This is a genomic window from Amycolatopsis sp. GA6-003 (assembly GCF_046267895.1).
Taxonomy (GTDB): Bacteria; Actinomycetota; Actinomycetes; order Mycobacteriales; family Pseudonocardiaceae; genus Amycolatopsis.
The window spans coordinates 3597660-3615922 of sequence record NZ_CP176499.1 but is presented as its reverse complement, the minus strand read 5'-3'; the positions used below and the strand labels follow the sequence as shown (position 1 = coordinate 3615922).

General features: G+C 69.3%; 18 protein-coding genes. 9 read left to right on the top strand and 9 right to left on the bottom strand.

Translation table 11 applies throughout. The features are described 5' to 3' along the window. The first annotated feature begins 69 nt into the window (after nt 1-69). Nucleotides 70-1254, top strand: coding sequence for an FAD-dependent monooxygenase (locus F9C12_RS15925; RefSeq protein WP_409466386.1), 1185 nt, complete (start codon nt 70-72; stop codon nt 1252-1254). On the opposite strand, the gene F9C12_RS15920 is transcribed toward F9C12_RS15925, so the two are convergent. Together F9C12_RS15920 and F9C12_RS15915 are read right to left on the bottom strand one after the other, a co-directional pair. Then, a complete protein-coding gene (locus F9C12_RS15920) occupies nt 1243-2556 on the bottom strand; it encodes an MFS transporter (protein ID WP_409466385.1) in 1314 nt (437 codons plus the stop codon). The genes F9C12_RS15925 and F9C12_RS15920 overlap by 12 nt on opposite strands. Then, nucleotides 2553-3779: a M20 family metallopeptidase gene (locus F9C12_RS15915; RefSeq protein WP_409182741.1), complete on the bottom strand. Its 1227-nt coding sequence runs from the start codon at nt 3777-3779 to the stop codon at nt 2553-2555. Before F9C12_RS15915 ends, F9C12_RS15920 begins: the two co-directional genes overlap by 4 nt. Nucleotides 3780-3898: 119 nt before the next feature. On the opposite strand from F9C12_RS15915, the gene F9C12_RS15910 reads away from it, so the two are divergent. Then, nucleotides 3899-4933: an Lrp/AsnC ligand binding domain-containing protein gene (locus tag F9C12_RS15910; RefSeq protein ID WP_409466384.1), complete on the top strand. Its 1035-nt coding sequence runs from the start codon at nt 3899-3901 to the stop codon at nt 4931-4933. Nucleotides 4934-4940: 7 nt separating this feature from the next. Here the strand turns inward: F9C12_RS15910 and F9C12_RS15905 are convergent, their stop codons facing one another. Further along, the gene (locus F9C12_RS15905) at nt 4941-5888 is read right to left on the bottom strand and encodes a GlxA family transcriptional regulator (RefSeq protein WP_409466383.1); all 948 of its coding nucleotides are present in this window, start codon (nt 5886-5888) and stop codon (nt 4941-4943) included. A 72-nt stretch (nt 5889-5960) separates the two neighbouring features. Here F9C12_RS15905 and F9C12_RS15900 point away from each other — a divergent pair, with 72 nt between their 5' ends. After that, the gene (locus F9C12_RS15900; protein ID WP_409466382.1) at nt 5961-6962 is read left to right on the top strand and encodes a saccharopine dehydrogenase family protein; all 1002 of its coding nucleotides are present in this window, start codon (nt 5961-5963) and stop codon (nt 6960-6962) included. A gap of 7 nt (nt 6963-6969) precedes the next feature. Here F9C12_RS15900 and F9C12_RS15895 read toward each other — a convergent pair whose 3' ends face one another. From F9C12_RS15895 to paaI, 3 genes are read right to left on the bottom strand one after another with little or no spacing between them, the layout of a single operon-like run. Continuing rightward, on the bottom strand, nt 6970-7560 hold the full coding sequence (locus F9C12_RS15895; RefSeq protein WP_009073839.1) for a TetR/AcrR family transcriptional regulator: 591 nt from the start codon (nt 7558-7560) through the stop codon (nt 6970-6972). Continuing rightward, nucleotides 7557-8837 carry a phenylacetate--CoA ligase PaaK gene (gene paaK / locus F9C12_RS15890; protein WP_409466381.1) on the bottom strand — a complete coding sequence of 427 codons (1281 nt, stop codon included), beginning with the start codon at nt 8835-8837 and terminating at the stop codon, nt 7557-7559. Before paaK ends, F9C12_RS15895 begins: the two co-directional genes overlap by 4 nt. Further along, on the bottom strand, nt 8834-9229 hold the full coding sequence (gene paaI, locus F9C12_RS15885) for a hydroxyphenylacetyl-CoA thioesterase PaaI (RefSeq protein ID WP_409187093.1): 396 nt from the start codon (nt 9227-9229) through the stop codon (nt 8834-8836). Before paaI ends, paaK begins: the two co-directional genes overlap by 4 nt. 200 nt (nt 9230-9429) lie before the next feature. Here paaI and paaZ point away from each other — a divergent pair, with 200 nt between their 5' ends. The 6 genes from paaZ to paaE are packed head-to-tail and all read left to right on the top strand — an operon-like array spanning nt 9430 to nt 15095. Beyond that, nucleotides 9430-11457, top strand: a complete 2028-nt coding sequence (gene paaZ, locus F9C12_RS15880; RefSeq protein WP_409466380.1) for a phenylacetic acid degradation bifunctional protein PaaZ — start codon at nt 9430-9432, stop codon at nt 11455-11457. Next, on the top strand, nt 11454-12389 hold the full coding sequence (gene paaA, locus F9C12_RS15875) for a 1,2-phenylacetyl-CoA epoxidase subunit PaaA (protein WP_409182736.1): 936 nt from the start codon (nt 11454-11456) through the stop codon (nt 12387-12389). The genes paaZ and paaA overlap by 4 nt, the downstream gene beginning before the upstream one ends. Further along, the gene (paaB, locus tag F9C12_RS15870; protein WP_009073848.1) at nt 12386-12670 is read left to right on the top strand and encodes a 1,2-phenylacetyl-CoA epoxidase subunit PaaB; all 285 of its coding nucleotides are present in this window, start codon (nt 12386-12388) and stop codon (nt 12668-12670) included. The genes paaA and paaB overlap by 4 nt, the downstream gene beginning before the upstream one ends. Before the next feature lie 8 nt (nt 12671-12678). Beyond that, nucleotides 12679-13536 (top strand): 1,2-phenylacetyl-CoA epoxidase subunit PaaC, encoded by an 858-nt coding sequence (gene paaC / locus F9C12_RS15865; RefSeq protein ID WP_409466379.1) that lies wholly within the window; start codon nt 12679-12681, stop codon nt 13534-13536. Further along, nucleotides 13530-14018 (top strand): 1,2-phenylacetyl-CoA epoxidase subunit PaaD, encoded by a 489-nt coding sequence (paaD, locus tag F9C12_RS15860; RefSeq protein WP_409182734.1) that lies wholly within the window; start codon nt 13530-13532, stop codon nt 14016-14018. The genes paaC and paaD overlap by 7 nt, the downstream gene beginning before the upstream one ends. After that, nucleotides 14019-15095 carry a 1,2-phenylacetyl-CoA epoxidase subunit PaaE gene (gene paaE, locus F9C12_RS15855; RefSeq protein ID WP_409182733.1) on the top strand — a complete coding sequence of 359 codons (1077 nt, stop codon included), beginning with the start codon at nt 14019-14021 and terminating at the stop codon, nt 15093-15095. 222 nt (nt 15096-15317) lie between these two features. On the opposite strand, the gene F9C12_RS15850 is transcribed toward paaE, so the two are convergent. From F9C12_RS15850 to F9C12_RS15840, 3 genes are read right to left on the bottom strand one after another with little or no spacing between them, the layout of a single operon-like run. Next, entirely contained in the window at nt 15318-16424 is a 1107-nt protein-coding gene (locus tag F9C12_RS15850) for an adenylate/guanylate cyclase domain-containing protein (protein WP_409182732.1), read from the bottom strand. Between the two features lie 4 nt (nt 16425-16428). Then, nucleotides 16429-16878 carry a universal stress protein gene (locus F9C12_RS15845; RefSeq protein ID WP_409182731.1) on the bottom strand — a complete coding sequence of 150 codons (450 nt, stop codon included), beginning with the start codon at nt 16876-16878 and terminating at the stop codon, nt 16429-16431. Nucleotides 16879-16935: 57 nt separating this feature from the next. Further along, a complete protein-coding gene (locus F9C12_RS15840) occupies nt 16936-18249 on the bottom strand; it encodes a chromosome segregation protein (RefSeq protein ID WP_409467018.1) in 1314 nt (437 codons plus the stop codon). Between the last annotated feature and the right edge of the window lie 14 nt (nt 18250-18263).

Genomic DNA, 18263 nt, shown 5'->3' with positions numbered 1-18263 from the left:
TTGTGGTGCGGCAGAAGAACTGCACTAGAACAAAGGTACTCGCCGGAAAAGCGCTCGTACGGTGTACACATGCGCACTGTCCTGATTTCCGGCGCGGGTGTCGCCGGACTATCCCTCGCTTACTGGCTGCGGCAGCACGGTTTTCACCCGACGCTGGTCGAACGCGCCCCTGGCCCGCGCCAGGGCGGGCAGGCGGTCGACCTTCGCGGCGCGGCCCGGGAGGTCGTCGCGCGGATGGGACTGCTGGACGAAGTCCGCGCCGCGCACACCGGCATCCGCGGCATCGCGTGGGTCGACGAACGCGGCCGTCGAGCGGCGGAGATGGCGGCGGACGCGCTCGGCGATTCCGGCGGGGTGGTCGCGGACCTCGAAATCCTTCGCAGCGACCTCGTCCGGATCCTGCACGACGCCGCTGGCGTCGACATCGAGTACCGCACCGAAATCACCGCGCTGGACGAAAAGCCCGACGGGATCCGTGCCGCCTTCGCTCGCGGGCCGGCGCGAACGTTCGACGTCGTGGTCGGCGCGGACGGAATCGGCTCGGGTGTGCGGTCGCTGGTGTTCGGCCCGGACTCCGTTCGCGACCTGGGCTACCACCTCGGGTACTTCCCGGCCCGGACGCGGCTCGACCTCGACGGCTGGGAGACCGTCTGCAACCTGCCCGCGGGCAACGGCGTCGGCGGCCGCGTCGTCATGCTGTACCCGTTGGGCGCCTCGGGAGAATGCCGGGTCCTGGTCGGTTTCGTCTCGCCGAAACCGCTTGCCCCGGAAGAAAACCCGGCCGCGGTGGTCGCCGAGGCGTTCGCCGGCGCCGGATGGGAAATCCCCGCGCTCCTGGAGCAGCTCCCGGACGACCTGTACTTCTCCCGCGCCGGGGAGGTCCGGCTGACCGAATGGCACCGCGGCCGCACGGTCCTGCTCGGCGACGCGGCCTTCGGCGGCTCGCTCGGCATGGGAACCAGCCTGGCGCTCGTCGGCGCCTACGTCCTCGCCGGTGAACTATCCACTGTGGACGATCCGAGGACCGCCTTCGCCCGCTACGCCGACGAGATGCGGGATTACGTGGCAGCGAACCGGAAACGCCCGCCCGGCGGAGCCAGCGGATTCGCCCCGCGGACCCGGACTGGCATCCGGTTGCGCAACGCCTTCCTGCGTGCGCTGCCGCATCTGCCGGGCAGGCACCGGATGCTGGGCGGGCTTCAGCGCTCGGCGAACGCCATCACGCTGAAGCCCTACCCGGCCTTACGCCCCTGACCCGGTGACCGCCCGGTCGGGGGTCTCGGCCTTCTCCCGCAGGTCCACGCCCCGGGTTTCCGGCAGCGTGAACACCACCAGCGCACTGACCACCATCAGCACGATCCCGTAGATGATGAACAGCGACGGATGCCCGTTCCCGGCGAACAGCGTCTGCAAGTACGGCGCCGTGCCGCCGAAGGCCGCGACCGCGATCGAATACGGCACGCCGACTCCGACCGCTCGGATGCGGGTCGGGAAGATCTCCGCGTAGACCGCCGGGCCGATCGAGGAGAACCCGGCCATGAACAGCAGCGCGATCGACATCGCCACGAACAGCTGCCACGGTTCGTGCCCGACCATCGCGTTCAGCGGGAAGCTCAGCAGGAGCAGGCCCGCGATCGCGAGGAACAGCACCGGTTTGCGGCCGATGCGGTCGGACAGCATGCCCCACAGCGGCAAGGCGACCAGGAAGACCACGTTCGCGAACACGCCCGCCCACAGCGCGCCGGTCGGGGGGACGCCGCGCACGGTGATCGCGTACGACGGCGCGGCGACGGCCCACATGTAGTAGATGACCGTCGCGCCGACGGTGAGCCCGACGACCTGCGCGAGCAGCTTCGGGTTCTGCTTGATCGTCTGCCAGATCTGGCCCTTCTCCTTCGCCGTGTCCTTCTTCGCGGCCTGGAAAACCTCGGTCTCGCGCATGCGCAGCCGCACGTAAAGCGAGTAGATCCCGAAAACGCCGCCGAGGATGAACGGGATCCGCCAGCCGAAGGAGAGCATCTGCTCGTGGCTCAGCACGCCGGAGAGCACCGCGCCGAGCAGGGTGCCGACGAGCACGCCGCAGGTGCCGGAGAAGTAGATGAGGCTCGACCACAGTCCGCGGCGGGCGGGCGGCGCGACTTCGGCGATGTAGGTCTGCGCGGACGGCAGTTCGCCGCCGTGCGCGAGGCCTTGCGCCAGCCGCGCGACCACGAGGATCACCGACGCCCACACGCCGATTTGGCCGTAGGTCGGGGAAAGGCCGATGACCAGGCTGCCCGCGGCGGCGATCGCGACGGTCAGCGACATCGCCAGCTGCCGGCCCTTGCGGTCGGCGATCCAGCCGAACACCCACCCGCCGATCGGCCGCGCGGCGAACCCGACCGCGAACACCGCCAGCGTGCTCAGCAGAGCCGAAACCGCGCTGTGGGCGTTGAAGAACTGCGCGGCGAAGAACGACGCGAACGTGGCGTAGACGTTCCAGTCGAACCATTCCATCGCGTTGCCGGCACCGAGCCCCAAGAGGGTGCGGCGCCGGTCTGGGACCACAGAAGTCATCGCAGTGCTCCTTCGGCGAACCGGTCGAGCCGGCGGACGGCGAGTTCGGCGTAAACGGTGGCGGCACGGGACAGCACGGACGGGTCGAAATCGGCGTACGGGCTGTGGTTGTTGGGCGCGGTGTGCGGTTCGAGGCCCGGCATCAGCGCGCCGAGGCCGAGAAAGGTTCCCGGCACCGCGGCGAGCACGCGGGAGAAGTCCTCGGAACCGGCGACCGGGTTGGGCAGATCGGTGTAGTACTGCTCGCCGATCGTCTCGCGGACGACCTCGGCGCCGAACGCCGTCTCGTCGGCATCCGTTACGGTCACTGGATATTCGTTCTCGAACACGACATCCGCGGTGACGCCGTTCGCCCGCGCGACACCGTCGATCGTTTCGCGGATCGCGGTGTCGAGCAGCGCGGCGGTGTCGTCGGAGAAGCAGCGGACGGTGGCCTCGAACTCGGCGGTCGCCGGGATGACGTTGCGCTTCGTTCCGCCGCGGATGACGCCGACGGTCAGCACGGCCGGGTCGAAGATGTCCAGACGACGCGTGATCATCGTCTGCAGCGCGGTAATCATCGCCGCGGCGGCCGAGATCGGGTCCTTGGCGCGGTGCGGCATCGACCCGTGGCCGCCTTCGCCGTGCACGGTCACCAGCAGCTTGTGCGAGGCGGACATCAGCGTTCCGGGACGGCTGGCGAACTGGCCGCTGGGCAGCATCGAGGAGAAGACGTGCAGCCCGTACGCGGCGTCAACGCGTCGGCCGGCGGCGTCGAGTACGCCTTCCTTCAGCATCACGCCCGCGCCGTCCCAGCCTTCTTCGCCGGGCTGGAACATCAGGACGACGTCGCCGTTGAGCCGGTCGCGGTGGGTGTGCAGCAGCCGGGCCGCACCGACCAGCGACGTGGTGTGCAAATCGTGGCCGCACGCGTGCATCGCGCCGTTGGTGGCAGCGAAATCGAGCCCGGTCGCCTCCTGAACCGGAAGCGCGTCCATGTCCGCCCGCAACAGAACCGTGCGCGGCTGAGCCGCGTCGCGAGCCGAACCCTCGCCGCGGAGCACGGCGGTCACCGACGTCGTTTCGGTTCCGGTCGAGATCTCCAGCCCGAGCCCGTCGAGTTCGCGCAGGACCCGTTCCTGGGTGCGCGGCAGGTCGAGGCCGATCTCAGGCTCGCGGTGCAGTTCGCGGCGCAGCTGCGCCAGGTCGTCCTGCTGGCTGCGGGCGTCTTCGTGGAGGTCCACCGGCTCGGCTCCTCTTCGTCGGGGAACGGCGTCTTGGTGGTCGAGTGTGCGAACTCACGCCCGATATCGCGTTAGAGTTGTCGGAATCGCTCGCAAAGCCGCCTTCTGGAGAAGAAACAATGATCGAAGCACTGGAGGAGGAAGACTTTTCGCTCATCCACGCACTGCAACTGCGCCCCCGCGCCACCTGGACGCAACTGGCCGCGGCACTCGACTCCTCCCCGGTGACGCTGGCCCGGCGCTGGGAGCGGCTGCGCGACGGGGGAGCGGCGTGGGTGACGGCGTATCCGCACGTGCCCGGGCTGTACCAGGTGCAGGCCGCGTACGTGGAAATCCGCTGCGCGAGCGGCCAGGTGCGAGAGCTGATCCGGGAACTGTCGACGTGGCCCTCGGTGGCCAGCATCGAGGAAGCTTCGCGCGAATACAGCCTGGTGCTGACCGTTTTCGGCCTCGGTTTGCGCGACCTCTCCGCCCTGCTGCTGGACGCGATCCCCAGCCTGCCCGGCGTGCTCAACACGCGATCGCACCTGGCGTCGCGACTGCACGTCGAAGGCAGCTCATGGCGAGTGGGCGCACTCGACCGACGGCGCGTGCAGGCCCTGTCGCAACTCCCGTCCATCGGCGGCGGGCGGACGGCGAAACTGCAGCCGTGGGAAGAGCCTTACGCTCCGCTGACGGTGGCCCTGGGCGAGGACGGCCGGCGCAGCGCCGCGGACCTGGCGCGGATCACCGGCCGTCCGGTGTCGACCGTGCGCCGCCAGCTCGGCCACCTGCTGGGCGCCGATGCGTTGACGTTCCGCTGCGAGATCGCACAGGGGCTGACGCCGTCGCCGATCGTGGTCAACTGGTGGTGCCAGGTCCCGGTGGCACACGTGTCGACGTGCGTGGATCGCTTGCGCGCCAACCCGACGGTGCGGCAGATGGCGAGCCTGCCCGGTCCGGCGAATCTTCTGGTGACCACGTGGATGCGGTCGATCGAGGAGTCGATGCGGATGCAGGAATATCTGGAACAGGACCTGGCGCCGCTGTCGGTGGTGGACTCGGCGCTGATCCTGCGGACGGTCAAGCGGATGGGCTGGCTGCTGGACGATGTGGGGCGGAGTACCGGGTTTGTGGTGACTATGCCTGCTCCGGCCCGGGAGGAAACGCCCTAGCGCTGCATCAGGTCAACCGGAACGTCGCACGGTATTCGGACGGCGAAACGCCCAGTGCGTCGCGGAAGTGCCGGCGCAAGGTGGCGGCGCTGCCCATTCCGCAGCTCGCGGCGATCTGGCCGACCGAGGAATCCGTGCGCTCGAGAAGTTCCTGCGCGCGGGCGAGCCGCTGCTGATGCAGCCAGTTCAGCGGTGCGGTGCCGAATTCGGCACGCATCCGGCGGGCGAGTTGCCGCGAGCTGAGTCCGGCGTGCCGGGCGAGGTCGACGACCGTGAGCGGCTGGTCCAGCCGGGACCGCGCCCACTCCGCGGTGCGGGCCAGTCCGGAACCTCCGCGGGGAGGCGGCGGCGACACGAACTGCGCCTGGCCGCCGTGCCGATGGGGCGGGACGACCAGCCTGCGGCCGAGGTCGTTGGCGACTGCCGCGCCCAGGTCCCGGCGCACCAGGTGCAGGCACAGGTCGAGGGCGGCCGTCTTGCCCGCGGAAGTGAGGATGTCGCCCTCGTCGACGTAGAGCACGTCGGAACGCACTTTCACCTGCGGATAACGGCGGGCCAGGTCGTCCGCGTGCATCCAGTGGGTGGTCGCGATCCGGTCGTCCAGCAGCCCCGCCTCGGCGAGGACGAACGAGCCGGTGCACAGGGCCGCGATCCGGATTCCCCGCGCGTGCGCCTCCCGGAGCGCGGCCGCGAGCGCTGGATCGATCTCCTCGCCGGGAGAATCCGTGGAAGGGACCACGATCAGGTCGGCGGCGGCTTCGCCGATTTCCGAGACGCCGATCGCGGGCAGGTGCGGCAGCCAGTGCCGCGGCGACCTGTCCGAGCAAGCGACGACGACGTCGTACCAGGTGCCGACGGGGGAGAGAGCCGAACGGTCGACGCCGAAGACTTCCGCGGCGATCGCGACCTCGTACAGCATCGCGTGCTCATGCAGGACCAGCACCAGACGCGGCATGTCCGATACTGTACGCAACTCGTCCTTTCAGACACTCACTGGTGACGCGGGACAGCGTCCAGGATTGGCGTCATGGCAGATTTCCAGCGTGTTCTGGTTTATGGCGCGAGCGGGCACACCGGAAGGTTCGTGGTCGCCGAGTTGCTGCGCCGCGGTCTTCCGCCGGTGGTCGCGGGGCGCAGTCTCCCGCGGTTCGCCGATTTGGACCGGCGTGCGGCGAGCATCGAGGACGGCCCCGGCCTGCGGGCGCTCCTGGACGACGTCGCGGTCGTGATCAACTGCGCCGGACCGTTTCTGGACACCGCGCTCCCGCTGGCGACGGCAGCCGTCGAGACCGGCACCCACTACCTGGACGTCACCGCTGAGCAGCCAGCCGTCCAGCAGCTCTACCGCGAACTCGACGCGCCCGCCCGCTCGGCCGGGACAGCCGTAGTGGCCGCCATGGCGTTCTACGGCGGACTGGCTGACCTGCTCCTCACCGCAGTGCTCGGTCCCGAAACGTCCGCCGCCGAGGCCGAGATCGCCATCGGACTCGACCGGTGGTGGCCCACGGCGGGCACCCGGGCCACCGGCGCGCGCAACACCGCGACTCGGCAGGTGATCCGCGACGGCGCCCTCGTCCCGCTCCCCGCCCCGGCGCCGACCGGCAAGTGGGACTTCCCGGAGCCGATCGGGGCACAGTCCACTGTGGAGCTTCCGTTTTCCGAGGTCGTCACCATCGACCGGCATCTCAAGGTCAAAACACTGCGCTCCTGGCTGAACACCGCCCCGCTCGACGACCTCCACGACCCGGACACTCCGGCCCCGCACGCCGGCGACGAGCGCGGGCGCTCGGCACAACGCTTTGCCGTCGAAGTGACAGCCGGCTCCGGTGCGCAGCGTCGCCGCGGCAGCGCGACCGGGCGCGACATCTACGCCACGACCGCCCCGATGCTGGCCGAAGCAGCCGTCCGGCTTCTCGACGGCCGGTACCGAGGCTCTGGCGCGCTGGCCCCTGGCGAAGCATTCGCCGCGGCCGACTTTCTGGCGGCGATACAGCAGTCCGACCCTGATTTCGAAGCCAGCTGGCAGTGAACCGCAGTCAAGCGCGCAACCCGTCGAACGCCATCTTGCACACCGCGTCCGCCAGCTCCTCCGGCGATGCCCCGCGCCGCGGCCGGTACCACTCGATCAGCGAGTTCACCGTCCCGAACAGCAACCGCGCCGCGATCGCCGGGTCGATGTCCGGGCGGACGTCCCCTTCCGCCTCGGCCTGCTTGACCAGATCCGTCACCAGATGGTCGAACTCGCGCCGTCGCGCCAGTGCCGCTCGTTCGGCCTTCGTATTGCCTCGCACCCGCAGCAGCAGCGTCACGAACGGCAACCGGTCCGCCAGCACCAAGACGCTTCCGCGCACCAGGTGCTCCAGACGGTCGATCGCGCGCCCGTCCAGTGCCTCCGTCGATTCCGCGACCTCGAAAAGCCCGTCCAAAGCCCGGTCCACCGCCAGGCGCAGCAGTTCTTCCTTGCTCGGGACGTGGTGGTAGATCGCGGATTTCGTGATGCCGAGCTTGCGCGACAGGTCCTCCATGCTGGTCCCGTCGTAGCCGCGGTCGTTGAAAAGCTTGACCGCGACCTGGAGCAGCGACTCCAGGTCGTAGCCGGGCCGGCCGCGGCGGGCGGGGGCGGTCACGAGCGTTCGTCCAGCACGCGGCGCATTTTACCGAGCGAGCGCTCCAGCGTGTCCGGGTCCACGACCTCCACCGAAACGCTTACCCCGACGCCGTCCTTCACCCCGGCGGCCACCGCGGACGCCGCCGCGGACCGGCCCTCGGCGGTGGTGTCGGCGCGGGCTTCGACGCGCACAGTCAGGTGGTCCAGGCGGCCGCGGGTCGAGCGGACCAGCTGGAAATGCGGGCTCAGTCCCTCGGTGCGCAGCACGATTTCCTCGATCTGCGTGGGGAAAACGTTGACGCCGCGCACAATGATCAGGTCGTCGCTGCGGCCGGTCACCTTCTCCATCCGGCGGAAGGCCGGACGCGCGGTGCCGGGAAGCAGACGCGTCAGGTCGCGCGTGCGGTAGCGGATGATCGGCAGCGCCTGCTTGGTCAGCGACGTGAACAGCAGTTCGCCGCGTTCGCCCTCGGGCAGCACCTGCTCGGTGAACGGGTCGATCACCTCGGGGAAGAAGTGGTCCTCCCAGATGTGCAGGCCGTCCTTGGTTTCCGCGCATTCCTGCGCGACGCCCGGGCCCATCACCTCGGACAGGCCGTAGATGTCGACCGCGTCCAGGTCGAACCGTTCCTCGATCTCGGACCGCATCTGCTCGGTCCACGGTTCCGCGCCGAAAATGCCGACCTTGAGCGAGCTGGCCCGCGGATCCACGCCCTGGCGCTCGAACTCGTCGAGCAGCGTCAGCATGTACGACGGCGTGATCATGATGATTTCCGGCTTGAAGTCCGTGATCAGCTGGACCTGCCGGGCGGTCATGCCGCCGGACGCCGGAATCACCGTGCAGCCAAGCTTTTCCGCGCCGTAATGCGCACCGAGTCCGCCGGTGAACAGGCCGTATCCGTACGCGACGTGCACCTTGTGCCCTGGCCGGCCGCCCGCGGCGTGGATCGAGCGCGCCATCACCGTGGCCCAGGTGTCGAGGTCGTCCTCGGTGTATCCGACGACGGTCGGCTTCCCGGTGGTGCCGCTGGACGCGTGCAGCCGGCGGATCTGGTCCTGCGGCACCGCGAACATCCCGAACGGATAGCTCTCGCGCAGGTCGGCCTTGGTGGTGAAGGGGAACTTCGTCAGGTCGCCCAGCTCGCGGCAGTCGTCCGGGTGCACGCCCGCTTCGGCGAACTTCTTGCGGTACAGCGGGACGTTCTCGTACGCGTGCCGCAGGGTCCACTGCAGCCGTTCCAGCTGGAGCGCGGCCAGCTCGTCGGCGCTGAGGGTTTCGGAGAGATCGGCAGTCACTGTGGTTCCCGGGTTTTCTCGATGACGCGGCTGCGGCCGCGGAATTCGGCGACGACCTCGGGCCCGCCGGGGGTCTCCCGGTGCACCGTGACGTCGTAGATGCCGTTGCGGCCGTAGCGGGTGCGCTCGGCGGCCGTCGCGACGAGGTGGTCGCCCAGTTTTCCGGCGGCGACGAACGAGATTTCCGCGCCCGCGGCGACGGTGACCGGTCCGTGCGTGTTGCAGGCGAGGGCGAAAGCGGTGTCGGCGAGCAGGAACACGTAACCGCCGTGAGCGATGTCGTGCCCGTTGACCATCGTCTCGGTGACCTTCATCGTCGCCACCGCCCGGCCGTCGGCCGCCTCGACGAGTTCGATGCCGAGGGCGCGGGACGCCTCGTCGGTGTCGAACATGGCGTGCGCGGCGTTGCGGGTCACGAGCTAGGCCTCCGGGACGGTGACTTACTGACCGAATGGCCGGTAATCCCGGCTGGAGCCCAGTAAAGGCCGCGGCTTCGGCGGTGTCAAGCAATGCGGGGGTTCCGATCAGCGGGGGGAACGGCTATCCTGCGAATTACTGAACGTCCGGTTGGTAATTCGGCGAGAGGGTCGGCATGGTTCTGCTCCGCAGCTACGTCTCCGGGGGATGGCACACGGCGCCTGGCGAGGGCGCTCCGTTGCACGACGCGGCGACCGGGGAGGAAGTGGCCCGGATTTCGTCGGAGGGGATCGACTTCGCCGCGGCGCTCGAGTACGGCCGCAAGGTCGGCGGTCCGGCGCTGCGGAAGCTGACGTTCCATCAGCGGGCCGCGCTGCTGAAGGCGCTCGCCTCGCACCTCCGCGAGCACCGCGAAGAGCTGTACGCGCTGTCGGCGCGCACGGGCGCGACGCTCGGCGACTCGAAGTTCGACATCGACGGCGGCATCGGCGTCCTGTTCAGCTACGGCTCGAAGGGCAAGCGCGAGCTGCCGAACGACACGGTGTACGTCGAGGGCGCGGTTGAGCCGCTGAGCCGCGGCGGCACGTTCGTCGCGCAGCACATCGCCACGCCGCTGCAGGGCGTCGCGATCCAGATCAACGCCTTCAACTTCCCGGTATGGGGCCCCCTGGAGAAGTTCGCGCCCGCGTTCCTCGCCGGCGTGCCGAGCCTGATCAAACCGGCCAGCCAGACCGCGTACCTGACCGCGCGGCTCGTGGAGCTGATCGTCGATTCCGGGATCCTGCCCGAGGGCGCGGTGCAGTTCGTCGCGGGCAGCGTCGGCGACCTGCTCGACCACGTCACCGCGCAGGACCTGGTGTCGTTCACCGGTTCCGCGTCCACCGCGCAGAAGCTGCGCGCGCACCCGGCGATCGTGCGGAACTCGGTGCGGTTCAACGCCGAGGCCGACTCGCTGAACTGCTCGATCCTCGCCCCGGACGCCCGGCCGTCCACGCCGGAGTTCGACCTCTTCGTCAAGCAGCTGGTCACCGAGATGACGGTGAAGGCGGGCCAGAAGTGCACCGCGATCCGCCGCGCGTTCGTCCCGGCCGAGATGCTGGACGACGTCGCCGAAGCGGTCAGCGCCCGGCTCGCCAAGGTGACCGTCGGCAACCCGAGCGCCGAGGGTGTCCGGATGGGCGCGTTGGCCAGCCTGGAGCAGAGGGAAGAAGTACGCCGTTCGCTGAAGGCGCTGCTCGACGCGGGCAGCATCGTCTTCGGCGACCCGGAGCACGTCGACGTGGTGGACGGCGACGAGGCGACCGGCGCGTTCATCTCGCCGATCCTGCTCAAGGCGGACCCGGAACGCGCCGAACCGCACGAGGTCGAGGCGTTCGGCCCGGTGTCCACGCTGATGCCGTACACGTCGGTCAAGCAGGTCATCGAGTTCGCGGCGCGCGGCGGTGGCAGCCTGGCCGGGTCCGTCGTGACCGGCGACCCGGTGTTCGCCCGCGAGATCGTGCTGGGCGTCGCGCCGTACCACGGCCGGCTGCTCGTGCTCGACAGCGAGGACGCGAAGGAATCCACCGGGCACGGTTCGCCGATGCCGCAGCTGGTGCACGGCGGCCCCGGTCGCGCGGGCGGCGGCGAGGAGATGGGCGGTATCCGCGGCGTGCTGCACCACATGCAGCGCACGGCCGTGCAGGGCAGCCCGAAGGTGCTCGGCACGGTCACCGGCCGGTGGGTCGAGGGCGGGCCGCGCGTCGAAGGCGAGCACCCGTTCCGGAAGTCGCTGGCGGAGCTGAGCATCGGCGACACCGTGGTGGCCGGTCCGCGCACCGTCACCCGCGCCGACATCGACCACTTCGCCGAGTTCACCGGCGACACCTTCTACGCGCACACCGATGAAGCGGCGGCCGCGGCCAACCCGCTGTTCGGCGGCATCGTGGCGCACGGCTACCTGGTCGTCTCGTTCGCGGCGGGCCTGTTCGTCTCGCCCGAGCCGGGCCCGGTGCTGGCCAACTACGGCCTGGAAAACCTGCGCTTCCTCACGCCGGTGAAGGTGGACGACCAGCTGACGGTCACCTTGACCGCCAAGCAGATCACGCCGCGGATCGACCAGGAGTACGGCGAAGTCCGCTGGGACGCCGACGTCACCAATCAGAACGGCGACTCGGTCGCGAAGTACGACGTGCTCACCCTCGTCTCGAAGGAGCAGCCGTGACCGCTGTAGCCGATTTGGAGACCCAGTTCGAGCACACCATCGAACGGGACCAGCGCATCGAACCGCGCGACTGGATCCCCGAGGGCTACCGCAAGACGATGATCCGCCAGATCGCGCAGCACGCGCATTCGGAAATCATCGGCATGCAGCCGGAGGGCAACTGGATCACGCGCGCGCCTTCGTTGCGGCGCAAGGCGATCCTGCTCGCGAAGGTGCAGGACGAGGCCGGGCACGGGCTGTACCTGTACTCCGCGGCGGCGACGCTCGGCGCGGACCGCGCGGACCTCACCGACAAGCTGATCAACGGCAAGCAGAAGTACTCGTCGATCTTCAACTACCCGACGCTGACCTTCGCCGACGTCGGCGTGATCGGCTGGCTGGTGGACGGCGCGGCGATCTGCAACCAGGTGCCGCTGTGCCGGTCGTCGTACGGGCCGTACGCGCGGGCGATGATCCGGATCTGCAAGGAGGAGTCCTTCCACCAGCGGCAGGGCTACGAACTGCTGATGACCATGATGCGCGGGACCCAGCAGCAGCGGGACATGGTGCAGGAGGCGGTGAACCGCTGGTGGTGGCCGTCGCTGATGATGTTCGGCCCGCCGGACGCGGATTCGCCGAACACCGCGCAGTCGATGGCGTGGAAGATCAAGCGGCACACCAATGACGAGCTGCGGCAGCGCTTTGTCGACATGTCCGTGCCGCAGGCCGAGGCGCTCGGCGTGACCTTCCCGGACCCGGAGCTGCGCTGGAACGAAGAGCGCCAGCACTACGACTTCGGCGCGGTCGACTGGGACGAGTTCAAGAACGTGCTCAAGGGCAACGGGCCGTGCAACGCGCAGCGGATCGCGCACCGGCGGCGGGCGCACGAAGAAGGTGCCTGGGTTCGGGAAGCTGCCGCGGCGCACGCGGCCAAGAAAGAGGTTTCGGCATGAAGCACGACTGGCCGTTGTACGAGGTTTTCGTCCGCGGGAAGCGCGGACTGAACCACGTGCACGTGGGTTCGCTGCACGCGGCGGACGACGAGATGGCGCTGCACCACGCGCGCGATCTCTACACGCGCCGCAATGAAGGGGTGTCGATCTGGGTCGTGCGCGCCTCGGACATCACCGCGTCGTCGCCGGACGAGAAGGATCCGTTCTTCGCGCCCAGCGGCGACAAGGTGTACCGGCACCCGACGTTCTACGACATTCCCGACAACGTTCCGCACATGTGAGGTCTGGGATGTCTTTCGACAACGTCTACGAAGCCATCACCGAGGACAACGACGCCCGGTGGGCCTTCGGTACCGGCTTCGCCGATCCGCTGTCCGGAGTGGACACTTCGGTGCCGTCCGGAGTGGACGGTGCGCGGCTGGCCGCGTACTGCCTGATGCTGGGTGACGACGCGTTGATCTTCTCGCACCGGTTGCAGGAGTGGGTGAGCAACGCGCCGGAGCTGGAGGACGAGGTCGCGATCGCGAACATCGCCCTCGACCTGCTCGGCCAGGCCCGGTTGCTGCTGGCCCGGTCCGGCAAGGCGGACGGCACGGATCGTTCTGAGGACACGTTGGCGTTCTTGCGCGCGGAGAACGAGTTCCGGAACGTGCGGCTGGCTGAGCTGGGCGGTGGGCATTTCGGGCATCTGATCGCGCAGCTGTTCGTGTTCTCGACTTGGCGGCTGGCGTTGTTCCAGAAGCTGGAGTCCAGTGTGGACCCGGTGCTGGCGGCTATCGCGGCCAAGGGTGTGAAGGAATTGGCCTATCACCGGGATTACGCCGCGCAGTGGCTGGTGCGGTTGGGCGACGGGACGCCGTTGTCGCATGAGCGGATGGCCGAGGGGCTGGCCGCGGTGTGGCCGTATGTCGAGGAACTGTTCGCGACGCATCCGGATGAGCTGGTGGACGCGGCTTCGTTGCGGCCGGAGTTCGACGCGGTGATGGATCAGGCGTTGGCGGCGGCTACCTTGGCGCGGCCGGAGATCGGGGCTATCGCCGGGGTTTCCGGGCGTACTGGGCGCGATGGGGTGCATACCGAGCAGATGGGGTTCCTGCTGGCTGAGCTGCAGAGCGTGGCTCGGGCGATGCCGGGGGCGTCGTGGTGACCGCGCTGGCGGTGGCCTCGACGGTCACTGATCCCGAGTTGCCGATGCTGACGCTCGCGGATCTCGGCGTGTTGCGCGAAGTGTCCGAAGAGGACGGTCGGGTGACGGTTTCCATTACGCCGACTTATACCGGTTGCCCGGCTATGGACACTATGCGGGACGACCTGGAGCATGCGCTGCGCGGTGCGGGGTATGCCGAGGTGGATATCCGTACGGTGCTGGAACCGGCTTGGACGTCGGATTGGATCAGCGAGGACGGGCGGCGGAAGCTGGCGGAGGCGGGGATCGCGCCGCCGGGGGCCGCGCCGCGGCGGTCGGGCCCGATTCCGTTGACGCTAGGGCCTTCGGTGCGACGGGTGGCTTGTCCGCGGTGCGGGTCGATGGATACCGAAGAGCAGTCTCGGTTCAGTGCGACCGCATGCAAAGCGTTGCGGCGGTGCCGGTCTTGCTGGGAGCCGTTCGAACACGTCAAGGAGATTTGAGTGACTGCCACCGTTTCCCGCCGTGCCGGGTTCCATCCGTTGCGGGTGGCTGAGGTTGAGCGGCTTTGCGACGACGCTGTGGCCGTGACGTTCGACGTGCCTGCCGAGCTGGCCTCGGTGTATGCCTTCGCGCCTGGGCAGTCGTTGACCTTGCGCCGGGTTGTTGACGGGCGGGAGGAGCGGCGGTCGTATTCGATCTGTGCGGCGGTGGGGGAGCGGCCTCGGGTCGGGGTGCGGCTGGTGCCGGACGGGGTGTTCTCGTCTTGGCTGGTCAATGAGGTTCGGCCGGGGGATGTGGTCGAGGTTTCCGCGCCCGCTGGGTCGTTTACTCCTGATCTTGGCGCTGGTGGTCATCATGTGCTGATCGCTGCTGGGTCAGGGATTACGCCGGTGTTGTCGATCGCGGCTTCGCTGCTGGCTACGCCGGACGCTTCGGTGACTGTGCTTTACGGCAACCGGCGGACGGACACGGTGATGTTCGCTGACGAGCTGGCGGATTTGAAGGATCGGTATCCGGCTCGGCTGGAGCTGGTGCATGTGCTGTCCCGGGAGCCGCGTGAGGCTGAGTTGTTCACGGGGCGGTTGGACGCGGACAAGCTGCGGGCGTTGTTCGCATCAATCGTGCCGGTCGAGGATGTCGATCATTTCTGGCTGTGCGGGCCGTTCGGGATGGTGACTTCGGCTCAGGATGTTCTGGCTGCGCTGGGGGTGCCGGAGGAGCGGGTGCATCAGGAGCTGTTCTATGTGGACGACGTGCCGCCGGAGCCGGTCAAACATGTCGATCCCGCGGTGGCTGGGGCTTCGTCCGAGGTGACGCTGGTGCTGGACGGGCGGTCTACGACGATGAGTTTGCCTCGGGAATCGTCGGTGTTGGACGGGGCGCAGCGGTTTCGGCCGGATTTGCCGTTTGCTTGCAAGGGCGGGGTTTGCGGGACTTGCCGGGCCCGGGTGACCGAGGGGGCGGTGGAGATGCGGCGGAATTTCGCGTTGGAGAAGGCTGAGGTGGAGGCTGGGTTTGTGCTGACTTGCCAGTCGCATCCGGTTTCTGAGCGGGTTACTGTGGATTTTGATGCTTGATTTCGGCTCGTCGCCCTGGCGGGCGACATTGCCGGTTAGTGGTTGCGTGGGGCACCCCGAAGCTTGATTGTGCTGACGGTCTGGGGGTGCTTGTCAAGGCGGGAAAGATGCCTTGACAAGCACCCCCAGACCGCAGGGAGGCTTCGTATCGGGGTGTGGGGGAGGGGCTGGGTGCCTCGATTTTTGGGTGCAGCGGCTGCGGTTTTAGGGTCTCGCGGACGGTTAGCGGCGTCGGCGGCGTTTGCGTGGGGTGGGGAAGTCTTCTGGGTCTGGGGTTTCCGGCGGGGGTGGGTCGCCTAGGCCCAGCATTTCCGCGGCCAGTTGCTGGGAAGAGGCGAAGCGGCCGGTGGGTTTGTCTTTTGCTCGGCGCAGGGCGGAGGGGCGCAGGCGGTTGTAGCCGCGGACTGCGATCGGGCGGCGGGTGCGTAGGTCGAACTGGGGCAGTGATTCCAGTTCTGCGGCCAGTTCTCGGTCTACCAGCACGGTTCCGGGGCGGGCGGCTGAAGTGAGCCGGGCGGCCAGGTTCACCACGGAGCCGTAGACGTCGCCGAAGCGGGACAGGACTCTTCCCGACGCCATTCCGCCTCGGACTGGGGGCAGGCCGCCGTCTTCGCCGGTGCGTTCGGCTAGCGTCAGGGCGATTTCCGCGCCGTCCGCGGGGGTGTCGGTGACGAAGAGGACTTCGTCGCCGATCATTTTCACTACTCTGCCGTGGTGTTCTGCGATGACTTCCGTCGCCAAAGACTCGAAGCCGTCCAGGACTTGGGTTAGTTCTTCTTCGTCTGCTTCTCTCGTGAAACGCGTGTAGCCGACCATGTCTACGAAGCCGACTACCAGAGCGCGTGTTTCCAGGTCCTCGTCTGGGCTGGCGAAGGCGCGTCCGGCGAAGGCGGCCAGGTGGCGGCGCCAGACGTAGCTTTGCACTTGCTCCAGTTCGGGGAGCAGGCGTTCGACCAGCCGAGTCACCTGGCGGTCGCTGCGGGCCAGTTCCGGGTTTTCCGTGATCAGTTCCCACAGCATGTGGACCTGCCACTCGGCCAGCCTGGACAGATGCTGGCCGAGGGCACGGGTCACCGCGACTTCCATGCCCGGCGCGACCAGGCCCGAACTCACCAGGCCGTCGGCGATGCGCATCGCTTCGACGTCCGCGTCGGTGAAGACCACCTCGTCGTCCTCGACGGTGGCGAAACCCAGGGCCCGCCACAGCCGGCGCGAGCGTTCTTCGGGCACACCGGCCCGTTTCGCGACTTCGAGCCGGGTGTAGCGGCGGGGCCCGCCCAGCAGGGCGCGTTCCAGCCGCTGCTGCAGGTCCCGGGAAGTATCGGCCACGGCCTCAGGTGGTGTGCACGATCAGCACGTCGACGCCCGACTTCCGGGCCACCTCCGACGGCACCGAGCCCAGGATCCGCCCGGCCAGGGTGTTGAGGCCGCGGTTGCCGACCACGAGCAGATCGGCCCCGCGGTCCTTCACGACCTTCCGCAGCATGTCGACCGGCTGGCCCTCGAGGGCGACCGTTTCGATCTTCGTGGCTCCGGCCTTCGCCGCGCGGTCCCGGGCGGACTGCAGCGTGTCCTCCGCGGGCGCGGACCCGACCACCTGGTAGGCCTCGTCGCCCAGTTCGTCCTGCGCGCGTTCCACGTCTTGGCGGCTGGCCGGGTGGTACGCGCAGACGACGACCAGCGTCGCCCCCGCGTCGGCAGCCACTCCGGCGGCCTTGTCCACCGCGGCGAAGGACGAGTCGGACCCGTCCGTGCCCACCACCACAGTCCGATAGACAGCCATCCACAACCTCCCGGCGAATCGGTCAGCGGGGCGGCGCGGCCCCTTCGCGGGGGAAGGTTACTCGCCAGTCGGTTTTCCCGCCGGACGCGGTTGCGGCTGCGGCTTGGGCACGTCGGACGTGCGCAGCCGGACGGTCTGCTCGACATCGCCGCCCGCCACCGGCTTCCCGCTGGCCGCCGGGGCGTTCTTGCCGCTCTGACCAGCGGAGTTCTGCCCGGCCGGAGTGCTGGGCTTGCCGGTCTTCGCGGCCGTGGCTCCGCCGCCCGGGGCCGCCTTGCCGGGTGCGGGCGGCGGGGCAGGCGGGGCAGGCGTGGCCGCTTTGCCGCCGCTCGGCGAGCCGTTGGCTCCGGACTTGGGCCCGGACCCGTTGGCGGTCTCGGCCTTGATGTCCGCGGGCACCTCGCCGTCCATCTCGCCGAGCACGTGCTGCGCCTCGGCCAGCACGGTGCGGGCCGCCCGGACCTGCTCGGCCAGGCTCGCCCGGACCGCGCGCAGGGCCTCGACCCGCTCGTTGGCCTGGGTGATCCGGCGGTTGGACTCGTCGGTGGCGGTGCGCACGCGGCGGCGGGCCTCGTCGGCCGCTTCCGCGAGCCGCGCGTTGGCCTCGGTGATCGAGTCCTGACGGCGCTTGTTCGCGTCGGCGACCGATTCGCGCTGGCGGCGGTCGATGTCGGCCTTCGCGGCCGTCTCCTCTTCCAGCACCTTCGCCCGGATCGCGGCCGCGTCCTCGGCGGCCTCGCGGACCCGGCGCTCGGCTTCGGCCTTGCTGGCCGCCTCCTGCTCGGCCAGCACGCGCATCGCCTCGGCCCGGCGCGTGGCCATGGCGATCTCGAAGTCCTCCTCGACCTGCGTGCGGCGGGCCTCGGACTCCGCGTCGAGCTTCTTGCGCTCGGCCTCGGCCTCGTCGGTGATCCGCTTGGCCTCGGTGCGCGCGTCCTCGAGCACCTTGCGGTGCTCGGCTTCCATCTCCTTGCGGCGCAGGTCCAGCTCGGTGAGCAGCTGCTCGTACCGGGCGCGCATGGCGCTGGCGTCGGTCTCCGCCTTGGCCCGGATGTGGCCCGCCTCGGCCTCGGCCCTGGCGCGGGTGTCCGCGGCCTCGTCCTGCGCCAGCCGCAGCATCCGCTGGAGGCGCTCGGACAGGCCCTCGACGCTCGTCGGCGGCTGCGCGAGCCGGTCGACCTGACCGCGCAGGTCGGCGATCTCGCCGCGCGCGACCTCCAGCTGCCGGGCCAGATCGCCGGCTTGGGCGATGGCGGCGTCGCGGTCGGCGGTGAGCATCTTCAGGTCGCCGTCGAGCCGTTCCAGGTGTTCGTCGACCTGGGCCCGGCTGTATCCCCGCTTCGCTACGTCGAAGCCGGCTCCCAGCGGCACGAGTTCGCGTTCAT

Coding starts and splice junctions, on each gene's coding strand:
- F9C12_RS15925 (WP_409466386.1), top strand. CDS start 70: ATGCGCACTGTCCTGATTTCCGGCGCGGGTGTCGCCGGACTATCCCTC.
- F9C12_RS15920 (WP_409466385.1), bottom strand. CDS start 2,556: ATGACTTCTGTGGTCCCAGACCGGCGCCGCACCCTCTTGGGGCTCGGT.
- F9C12_RS15910 (WP_409466384.1), top strand. CDS start 3,899: ATGATCGAAGCACTGGAGGAGGAAGACTTTTCGCTCATCCACGCACTG.
- F9C12_RS15905 (WP_409466383.1), bottom strand. CDS start 5,888: ATGCCGCGTCTGGTGCTGGTCCTGCATGAGCACGCGATGCTGTACGAG.
- F9C12_RS15900 (WP_409466382.1), top strand. CDS start 5,961: ATGGCAGATTTCCAGCGTGTTCTGGTTTATGGCGCGAGCGGGCACACC.
- paaI (WP_409187093.1), bottom strand. CDS start 9,229: ATGTTCGACACCGACGAGGCGTCCCGCGCCCTCGGCATCGAACTCGTC.
- paaZ (WP_409466380.1), top strand. CDS start 9,430: ATGGTTCTGCTCCGCAGCTACGTCTCCGGGGGATGGCACACGGCGCCT.
- paaB (WP_009073848.1), top strand. CDS start 12,386: ATGAAGCACGACTGGCCGTTGTACGAGGTTTTCGTCCGCGGGAAGCGC.
- paaC (WP_409466379.1), top strand. CDS start 12,679: ATGTCTTTCGACAACGTCTACGAAGCCATCACCGAGGACAACGACGCC.
- F9C12_RS15845 (WP_409182731.1), bottom strand. CDS start 16,878: ATGGCTGTCTATCGGACTGTGGTGGTGGGCACGGACGGGTCCGACTCG.